The 9,761-nt window shown below is 67.7% G+C and carries 6 protein-coding genes; 2 read left to right on the forward strand and 4 right to left on the reverse strand.

Annotated features, from left to right (window positions below; genetic code table 11):
• The 4 genes from PK606_RS15365 to PK606_RS15380 form a co-directional block, all read right to left on the reverse strand.
• A partial coding sequence (locus PK606_RS15365) for a DNA methyltransferase (RefSeq protein ID WP_324565201.1) occupies positions 1 to 675 on the reverse strand: 675 nt, incomplete at its 3' end.
• Complete coding sequence (locus PK606_RS15370; RefSeq protein ID WP_324565203.1) at positions 672 to 3,305, reverse strand: DEAD/DEAH box helicase family protein; 2,634 nt, start codon at positions 3,303 to 3,305, stop codon at positions 672 to 674. The genes PK606_RS15370 and PK606_RS15365, both read right to left, overlap by 4 nt.
• Positions 3,306 to 3,397: 92 nt before the next feature.
• The gene (ssb, locus tag PK606_RS15375; protein WP_324565204.1) at positions 3,398 to 3,892 is read right to left on the reverse strand and encodes a single-stranded DNA-binding protein; all 495 of its coding nucleotides are present in this window, start codon (positions 3,890 to 3,892) and stop codon (positions 3,398 to 3,400) included.
• Between the two features lie 188 nt (positions 3,893 to 4,080).
• Positions 4,081 to 5,277, reverse strand: a complete 1,197-nt coding sequence (locus PK606_RS15380; protein ID WP_324565208.1) for an MFS transporter — start codon at positions 5,275 to 5,277, stop codon at positions 4,081 to 4,083.
• A gap of 220 nt (positions 5,278 to 5,497) precedes the next feature.
• Between PK606_RS15380 and uvrA the strand changes: the two genes are divergently transcribed.
• On the forward strand, positions 5,498 to 8,551 hold the full coding sequence (uvrA, locus tag PK606_RS15385) for an excinuclease ABC subunit UvrA (RefSeq protein ID WP_324565206.1): 3,054 nt from the start codon (positions 5,498 to 5,500) through the stop codon (positions 8,549 to 8,551).
• A 125-nt stretch (positions 8,552 to 8,676) separates the two neighbouring features.
• Positions 8,677 to 9,642: a sulfurtransferase gene (locus tag PK606_RS15390; protein WP_324565207.1), complete on the forward strand. Its 966-nt coding sequence runs from the start codon at positions 8,677 to 8,679 to the stop codon at positions 9,640 to 9,642.
• Positions 9,643 to 9,761: the final 119 nt, after the last annotated feature.

A 9,761-nucleotide genomic window follows, 5' to 3' on the forward strand; every position in this document is an offset into this window, starting at 1 on the left:
CAGATATGAATTCTTTGATGGGTCACAATGTAGATAGATCACACCATCCTTCGCCAATAGCTCCTTCAACAACAGCAGTCGCTCATACATGAACTGTAGATAGTTGTCGTTGGCCCAGATATCGGTGTACTGAATCTGCTCACCCAGCGTGTAGCCTTCGCCGTCGAGCTTCACCTTGCCCTTGGGGCCGCGCAGCTCGACCTTGCGCACGTAGTCGGCGCCGGAATCGAACGGTGGATCGATGTAGATCAGCTTGACCTGGCCGCGGAAGCCGTTGGCCAGCAGGTGCGCCAGCACCTCCTTGTTGTCACCGTGATACAGCAGGCCACCGCGGCGGAGGTCATCGGGCCATCGCTCCCACAGCGCCCCGTCCGGCGCTTGCTCGCCGTAGGTTTCAACCAGTTGCGCCGGGAACGCCTGCACGCTGGCCGGGGCACGCTTGCCCACCCAGGACAGCATCGGCCGTCCACCGGCCTTGCCGATAGTGACGGCCTGCTGCGCCCCGCGGACGCGGGCCAACACGTCGGCACCGGCCGCAGACGCACCCCTGTCCGTCGTCTTCTTGGCTACCGGTTTGACGACCGCCTTCTTGGCCGTCTTCTTGATGGCCGCCTTTCTCGCAGCCGGTTTGACCGCTGCTTTCGTTGTCTTCTTTGCGGCCTTGCGCGCGCTCATGACTTGCCCCCCAGGAATGTACGCACACGGGCAAAGTCATTGTTTGCCACGGTATCGGTGTCGGTGAAAAGCATCTCGTAATCAATGCGGTCGGGATTGAGTCTGGCCCATTCACGCACGGCCATCGCCTTGCGGCCGCTCTCGCCGTCGGTCTCGTCTTTTCGCAGGCGTTCCTGCTTGATCTCCACGATCAACAGCTTGCCGCTGCCCGGCATTCCGCCGTCCCTGGGCTTGCGGCGGATCAGGAAGTCCGGCGAATACGGATGCCAGCGACCGTCCACGCCCTTGTATTCGACCACGAAGTCGGTTTTGTCACGGCCCAGCCCTCCGGTGAAGTACACGTCCTCGATGTCGCCCGCGTCGATCCGCAGGGCATCCAACACCCTGGCAAGGAAGTCCTTCTCCGGCAGCGAGTCGAAGTTGTACGGACTGTAGTGAAAGCCGAAATCGCCTCCGTAGTCGGCGCGGGCGTCATCCACGCTCCAGAGGCGGTCCGCTTTGTCCTTGCGATAAGTGATCTCCGCCGTGCGGATAGGCTTGCCACCCTGGTCCAGCTCTTCGTTGAAACCTTCGGGCCGCACCAGCGCCAGCGCCACCTCGATTTCCTCGGTTTCGGTCTCGTAATGGCGCACCTGATCTTCCAACTGGCCCGCCAGCGCATCCAGGTGGCGCAACGGCACATCATCTTCGCCGTAGGCGCCACGCAGGGCGTCCAGCACCGCGAACAGCGGGAGCCGGTAGCGTGCCGCCAGGTCGGCGGCCGCTGTCCTGACATCGGTCTGTTCGATGGCGGCCTCGACCGGCAGTGCGTCACCCAGCTCGCGCATGACGCGCAGACTGCTGACCTGGGCGGCGAGCTCGTAGCGCTGCACGGTCAACGCTGGATCGTCGTCCTGCGGACGCTGCAGCTCAAGCGTCTCCGGAATTTTCGCTTCCATCCGGCGCACGCGGATGATCTGTCGTTTGAGCGCCAGTGGCGGAATGTTTTCCTTAAGCAGAACGATCCTCGCGTGGTGCAGATTCTCACGCCCCTGCTTGAGGTCGGACAGGGATTCGCCGTAAGTCTCCTGCAGCTGGCGATCCAGCACCGCGTAGTTGTCCTGGGACAGGTAGATTTTCGCCTTGTGCGAGTTGCCGGGTACCTGGCGCAGGCAGCGCGTGGCCGCCTGCAACACGAAGTTGTTGGAGGACTGCAGGTTCCGGGCCAGCGCGCAGGCGAACAGGCTGGGACAGTTCCAGCCCTCGGTGCCACGGTTCACCAGCAGGATGACGCGGTGCGCGGAGGCGGGATCGTTGAGCCGATTGAAGGCATCCACGTCGGCCTGCGGGCTGTGCGAGTGGTTGGCCAGGCATTCGGACGGCGCGTGGCCGTTGGCAGCGAGCGCCGCCTCCACCACCGGGCGCATGGCTTCGAGGTCGTCGGTCTGCGGAAAATAGAGAGCCAGCTTGGCCCTGGCACCGTTCGGCAGCGCCACGCTCCCGTAGTGCTTGAGGAAATCGCCTACGACTTCGGTCACGTAGGGCTTGATGTCCTCGCCGAAATCGTAGGCCTCGATGTTGCCGGAGACGGGCTTGAGGTAACCATCCTCGATACCTTGCGACAAGCCGTACCAGTACACGACGTCCAGGAGCGGCTGCTTGTTGTAGTAGGGGGTTCCGGTGGTGTTGACCACGCAGACGACATTCGTCTCGCTGGCCAGGTAGTCCACTGTCTTGCGCACCTTCTTCAGCTCGGCGTCCATCGACTGGCCGTAGGTGTGGTGAGCCTCGTCGGAGAACACGCCAAGATGGGGCAACTGCGCCAACCGCTGCAGGCGACGGTTGGCCACGTCCTGCTTGAGCTGGTCGGCATCGCCGGCACCGGCGAACAGGCTGCCCAAGTCGCCCTTGCGGATAGCCCCCTTCTGGATGCGGATCTTCTCGGTGTTGGTGACGACGATGTTGTAGTGCGAGCCGGGAATTACGTCGATGTCCGGGCTGGCGTCGCGGGTGAAGGACAGCTTGACGCTGGCGGCAAACGGCTTGTGCATCCGCGGCGGCAGGATGCCGTCGAAGGGCATCGTCGCCAGCTCGCGCAAGGATTCGATGATGGTCTTGCCTGGCGCGAACACCAGCGCGTTGTGCACGAAATCCTGGTCCGGATATTCCTGCGCCATGGCGAATTCGGTGGCGATGATGGCGCCGATCAGCATGGTCTTGCCGGCGCCCATGGCCAGGGCGAGGATGTAGCTGGGGTAATCGAGTGTCAGGGTTTCACGGAGAGATTCGAGACGGTGCTGCCTGACAAAGGCGTCGTCACTACGTATGTGCTCGATCAGCGCTTCGAAGCCGTGTTCTTCGGCGTGCTCGCGTACCGCATCGCTGGTCAGGCCGAGCGCCTTGCGGAGTTCCACCTTGGTTGGTGCCAGCTTCTGGTACAGATCGAAGATGCCGGGAGTTTCTTCTACCAGTCGCAGATACCAGTACGTTTCGAGCGCCCTGACCTGCGGGATGCGCAGGAACGGTGGCTGCCCGGCGTCGCGGCCCGAAAGCCAGTCAAGGATTTCTGCGATGGCAGGGCACGCATCGTGCGCATAGCCGGCTGCGCGCCAGCCTGCCAGTTTTTCAACGATCAATTGTGGCAGTTGCATGTGCGGTCGGCTTCCTGCTTAAAAGCAGGAGAACGGCGCCCAACAGGGCGGGATACGCTTAGCTGGAGGGCATCTTCCAAACTAGCAACTTGCTAGAAGGGGATATCGTCGTCCATGTCGTCGAAGCCCGACGACGGCTTGGCGGCGGCGGTTGGCGCGCGGGCAGCCGGCGCGGTGCGCGGCGCCGGTGCGGCACGACGCGGGGCGTCGAAACCGTCGCCGCCATCGTCCGAGGGGCCGCCCATGCCCTGGCGGCTGCCCAGCATCTGCATCTGGTCGACGCGCACCTCGGTGCTGTAGCGGTCCTGGCCGGTCTGCTGGTCCTGCCACTTGCGGGTGCGGATGCTGCCTTCGACGTAGATCTGCGAGCCCTTGCGCAGGTACTGGCCGGCGATCTCGGCCAGGCGGCCGTTGAACACCAGACGGTGCCATTCGGTGTGCTCGCGGGGCTCGCCGCTCTGCTTGTCGCGCCACTTGTCGGTGGTGGCCAGGGTCACGTTGGCCACCTGGTCGCCGCTGGGGAAAGTGCGCATTTCCGGGTCGCGCCCGAGGTTGCCGACGAGGATGACTTTGTTGACGGAGGCCATGGCTTGTTCCTGTAAGGGTGAAGGGGAAACAGCGGTTGAGCGTTCGCTTGTGAACTGGACATTGTGCCGCAAGCGGGCGCGGCGCCGGCCCCTGCCGGAGGGACGGCAGGCTTGCGCGACCGAACGGTTTGGCACCCGGTCGCGGGCCATGGCGGGCCGCGATCGCCAGCGGCTGCCCGCTGCCGGAGCTATGCCGCGGATGCGGTGGATCGCGTCGGCGCCGACGTGCTCGGCACGTACTGCGCCCAGCCCAGCAGCAGCCACAGCGCCGTCAGCGCCCCGGTGACCGCGAACACCGCCGATTCGCCCCAGCGGCTGAACAACCAGCCGCCCAGCGCGCCGCCGGCGAACAGGCCGAGCGACTGCAACGTGTTGTAGACGCCCAGCGCGGCGCCGCGCGCGTTGGCTGGCGCCAAGCGCGAGATCAGGCTCGGCTGCATGGCCTCGACCAGGTTGAAGGCGACGAAGAAGAAGAACATCAGCAGGCCAAGCGTCCACAGCCCCGGTGCGCGCGGCGCCAGCAGCAGGAAGGCCAGCTGCACCAGGAATAGCAGCGCTACTCCCAAGCGCAGCACGGTGCGCATGTGGCCACGCCGCTCGGCCGAGAACAGGCCGCCCATCATCAGGAACGAGGCCAGGATCGCCGGCAGGTACAGGTGCCAGTGCTGAGCCTTGGCCAGGCCGGCCTGCACCAGCAGTCCCGGCACCACCACCCACATCGCCATCTGCACCGTGTGCAGCACGAACACGCCCAGGTCGAGCCGCCACAGGTGCGGGTGCAGCCACACGTCCTGCAGCCGCCCGCGCGGGACGTCCACGTGCTGCACCGGCTCGGCGGGCGTGAACAGCAGCACCACCGCGATGCCGGCCACCGCCAGCGCCGCCGTCAGCCAGAACAGGCCGGCCAGGCCGATGGCGCCGGTCAGCGGCGGCGCCGCCACCAGCGACAGCGCGAACATGGCGGCGATGCTGACACCCACCAGCGCCATCGCCTTGGTGCGCACCTCGTCGCGCGTCAGGTCGGCCAGCAGCGCCGTCACCGCCGCCGACACCGCGCCGGCGCCCTGCAGCGCGCGCCCGGCCACCAGCATCTGCACGCTGCCGGCCATTGCCGCCAGTGCGCTGCCGAGCGCGAACACCACCAGGCCGGCCACGATCACCTTCTTGCGCCCGATGCGGTCCGAGGCCAGCCCCAGCGGCACCTGCATCACCGCCTGCGTCAGCCCGTAGATGCCCATCGCCAGGCCGACCAGCGCCGGGTCGTCGCCGCCCGGGTACCTGGCAGCCTCCAGCACGAACACCGGCAGCACCAGGAACAGGCCCAGCATGCGCAGCGCGAAGATCGCCGCCAGCGACAGGCTGGCGCGCAGCTCGTCGGGTGTCATGCGGTGGCTGTGGGGCGTGGCGGGTGCAGTTGGGGCGGTGGCGGACATCGGGGCGCGGAGCGAAAGGACGCGGCAACGGCTGCGGCCGAAGCGGCTATTGTCGGCGATCCCCTGGCCTGCTTCCGGGCGCGCGCAAAGCGTGGCGCGCGGCGCCCCGGGTGCACGGATCGGCCTGAAAACCGATAATGGCCGGTTGCCCGCACGCCGGGTGCAGTTCGTCATGACCGATCTTTCCCTTCCGATCACGCCCGCCCATGGGGACCCGGGCACCGGCAGCGATGCCGGCCTGCCGCTGGCCGCCGCGCTGCGCCAGCAGCGCATCAGCATCCGGGGCGCGCGCACGCACAACCTGAAGAACATCGACCTCGACATCCCGCGCAACCAGCTGGTGGTGATCACCGGCCTGTCGGGCTCGGGCAAGTCCTCGCTGGCCTTCGACACCCTGTATGCCGAAGGCCAGCGCCGCTACGTCGAGAGCCTCTCCGCCTATGCGCGCCAGTTCCTGCAGCTGATGGACAAGCCCGACGTCGACCTGATCGAGGGCCTGTCGCCGGCGATCGCGATCGAGCAGAAGGCGACCAGCCACAACCCGCGCTCCACCGTCGGCACGGTGACCGAGATCCACGACTACCTGCGGCTGCTGTTCGCGCGCGCCGGCACGCCCTACTGCCCCGAGCACGACGAGCCGCTCACGGTACAGACCGTGAGCCAGATGGTCGACGCCGTGCTAGCGCTGCCGCCGGACACCCGGATCATGATCCTGGCGCCGGTGGCGCGCGAGAAGAAGGGCGAGTTCGGCGAGCTGTTCGAGCAGATGCAGGCGCTGGGCTACGTGCGCTTCCGGGTCGACGGGCGGATCGTGGAAAGCGGCGAGCTGCCCGCATTGAAGAAAGCCGAGAAGCACGACATCGACGTCGTCATCGACCGGCTCAAGGTGCGGCCCGAAGTGACTTCGCGCCTGGCCGACAGCTTCGAGGCCGCGCTGCGGCTGGCCGACGGGCGCGCGATTGCCCTCGAGATGGACAGCGCCGCCGTCGCCGGGCCGTCCCAAGACGGCGGCGCGCCCCCTCGGGGGGCGGACGCGCAGCGGCCGGGGGCCAACACGTTTGGCCAGGAACACCTGTTCAACAGCAAGTTCGCCTGCCCGGTGTGCGGCTACTCGATTCCCGAGTTGGAGCCGCGCCTGTTTTCCTTCAACGCGCCGGCCGGCGCCTGCCCGAGCTGCGACGGCCTGGGCACGACCGAGGTGTTCGACGCCGAGCGCGTGGTCGCCTTCCCCAGCCTGAGCCTGGCCAGCGGCGCCATCAAGGGCTGGGACCGGCGCAACAGCTATTACTTCGCGTTGATCGAAAGCCTGGCCAGCCACTACAGATTCGATGTCGAGACCCCGTTCGAGCAGCTGCCTGAGGCCGTGCAGCAGGCCATCCTGCACGGTTCGGGCGACGAGGACATCGAGTTCTGCTACGCTTTCGAGAGCGGCGCCGCGAGTGGCCGCAAGGTCAGCAAGAAGCACCCCTTCGAAGGCATCCTGCCCAACATGGCGCGGCGCTACCGTGAGACCGATTCGGCCGTGGTGCGCGAGGAACTGGCGCGCTACCGCAGCCAGCAGCCCTGCCCGGACTGCGGCGGCACGCGCCTGCGCAAGGCGGCGCGCCACGTGCGCATCGGCGAGGGCGAGCAGGCGCGCGCGATCTACGAGATCAGCCACATCACCCTGGGCGAGGCCAGGCAGTACTTCGACACCTTGCAGCTCAGCGGCGCCAAGGCCGAGATCGCCGACAAGGTGGTGCGCGAGATCGGCAACCGGCTCAAGTTCCTCAACGATGTCGGCCTGAACTACCTGAGCCTCGAGCGCAGCGCCGAGACGCTGTCCGGCGGCGAGGCCCAGCGCATCCGCCTGGCCAGCCAGATCGGCAGCGGCCTGACGGGCGTGATGTACGTGCTGGACGAGCCCAGCATCGGCCTGCACCAGCGCGACAACGACCGCCTGATCGGCACCCTGCAGCACCTGCGCGACCTCGGCAACAGCGTGCTGGTGGTCGAGCACGACGAGGACATGATGCGCGCCGCCGACCACATCATCGACCTTGGCCCCGGCGCCGGCGTGCACGGCGGGCGCGTGATGGCGCAGGGGCGTTTCGACGAGATCGCGGCGGCGCCCGAATCGGTGACCGGCCAGTTCCTGAGCGGCCGGCGCCGCATCCCGATCCCGCGGCGGCGTGTGGCGCGCCTGCGGCCGGCTGGCACGGACGCCGAGGGCCGTGAGCTGGCGCAGCGCATCCGCATCGTCGGCGCCAGTGGCCACAACCTGCGCGACGTCACGGTCGACTTCCCCATCGGCCTGTTCACCTGCGTCACCGGCGTGTCGGGTTCGGGCAAGTCGACCCTGGTCAACGACACCCTGTACACCGCCGCCGCGCGCGCCATCCACCGCGCGCACGCCGAACCGGCGCCGCACGAGGCGATCGAGGGGCTGGAGCAGCTGGACAAGGTGATCGCGGTCGACCAGTCGCCGATCGGCCGCACGCCGCGCAGCAACCCGGCCACCTACACCGGCCTGTTCACGCCGATCCGCGAGCTGATGGCCGAGACCGCGATGGCGCGCGAGCGCGGCTACGGACCCGGCCGCTTCTCCTTCAACGTGCCGCAGTCGTCAGGCGGCGGGCGCTGCGAGGCCTGCCAGGGCGACGGCGTGGTGAAGGTCGAGATGCACTTCCTGCCCGACGTCTACGTGCCCTGCGACGTCTGCCATGGCCGCCGCTACAACCGCGAGACGCTGGAAGTGCAGTGGAAGGGCCGCGACATCGCGCAGATCCTGGACATGACGGTGGAGCAGGCGCACGCCTTCTTCAAGGACCAGCCGGGCATCGCGCGCAAGTTGCAGACGCTGCTGGACGTCGGCCTGAGCTACATCACGCTGGGCCAGAGCGCGACCACGCTATCGGGCGGCGAGGCGCAGCGTGTCAAGCTGGCGCAGGAACTCAGCAAGCGCGACACCGGCCGCACGCTCTACATCCTGGATGAACCGACCACCGGCCTGCACTTCGCCGACATCGAACTGCTGCTGCAGGTGCTGCACCAGTTGCGCGACGCCGGCAACACCATCGTCGTGATCGAGCACAACCTCGACGTCATCAAGACCGCCGACTGGCTGATCGACCTCGGCCCCGAGGGCGGCGACGGCGGCGGCATGGTGGTGGCCCAGGGCACGCCGGAACAGGTGGCGGCCAACCCAGCCAGCCACACGGCGCGCTACCTGCGACCGCTGCTCTGAAGCTGGTAGCGGCGGCGGTCCGCGTGCCGGCCGTGGCAGCCGGATAAGCATCTGACCAATCTGTATTTGGCTTATCCGCCGCAACGACCAGAATAAGCGGTTGTGATCGACTCTGATGGTGGCCCATGCGGCACAAGTTACTGACCTTTCTCCTGGCGCTGACCGGTTGGCTGCTGGCCGGCGTGGCCTGGGCCGCGACGCCGCTGTTGACGCCGCGGGAGCTGCAGGCGCTGCTTGCGGCGAGCGAGCCGCGCGTCATCGACCTGCGCGCGCCGGCCGACTACCAGAAGCAGCACCTGCCGGGTGCGGTGTCGGCGCCTTATGGACGCTGGCGCGGACCCGCCTCCAACCCGGGCGAGTTGCCACCGCCGGCCGCGCTGACGGCGCTGGTGCAGGAACTGGGCCTGACACCCGAGACGCATGCGGTGATCGTCTACGCCGGTGCCGACGCAACCGACTTCGGCTCGGCCGCGCGCGTCTACTGGACGCTCAAGAGCCTGGGCGCGCAGGAGCTGTCGATCCTCAACGGCGGCCTCAAGGCCTGGCAGGCCGCCGGCCTGCCGCTCAGCACGCAGCCGCACCGGGTGGCCGCAAGCGATTGGCAACCCACGCTCAGCACGCGCTGGCTGAGCACGCTGGATGACGTCAAGGGGCAGCTCGATGGGCAGGGCGCACTGCTGGTCGATTCGCGCCCCGCGCCCTTCTTCCAGGGCCACAAGCTGCATGGCGCCGCCAAGGTCGGCGGCACCCTGCCCGGCGCCGTCAACCTGGACAGCAACCTGTTCTTCGCGCCCAAGAGCGCCACGCTGATGGACGCGGCGCAATTGGCCGCCAGGGCCGAGGTGCTGCCGGACCGCGCCGGCGAGCCCACGGTGGCGTTCTGCAACACCGGCCACTGGGCCGCCACCGACTGGTTCGTGCTGTCGGAGGTGCTGGGCCGCCCCGACGTGAAGCTCTACCCTGGTTCGATGGTCGAATGGAGCCAGGCCGATACGCCACTGCCGATGACCAACGTGCCGAGCCGGCTGGCGCAACTGCGCTACCAGCTGATGAACTGGTCGCACCGCAACCTGGGGACCCAGGCACCATGAATACTCTTGTCACCCTGCGCGGCCTGGACCCGGCCGCCCGTTCCCCCGTCCCCGGCGCCTGGTTGCACCGCGCGCCGCTGGCGCTGTCGGTGCTGGCGCTGTTCGGCTGGCTGCTGTGG

The sequence above is a fragment of the Ottowia sp. genome, from assembly GCF_035444425.1.
In the GTDB taxonomy this organism is placed as follows: Bacteria; Pseudomonadota; Gammaproteobacteria; order Burkholderiales; family Burkholderiaceae_C; genus Ottowia.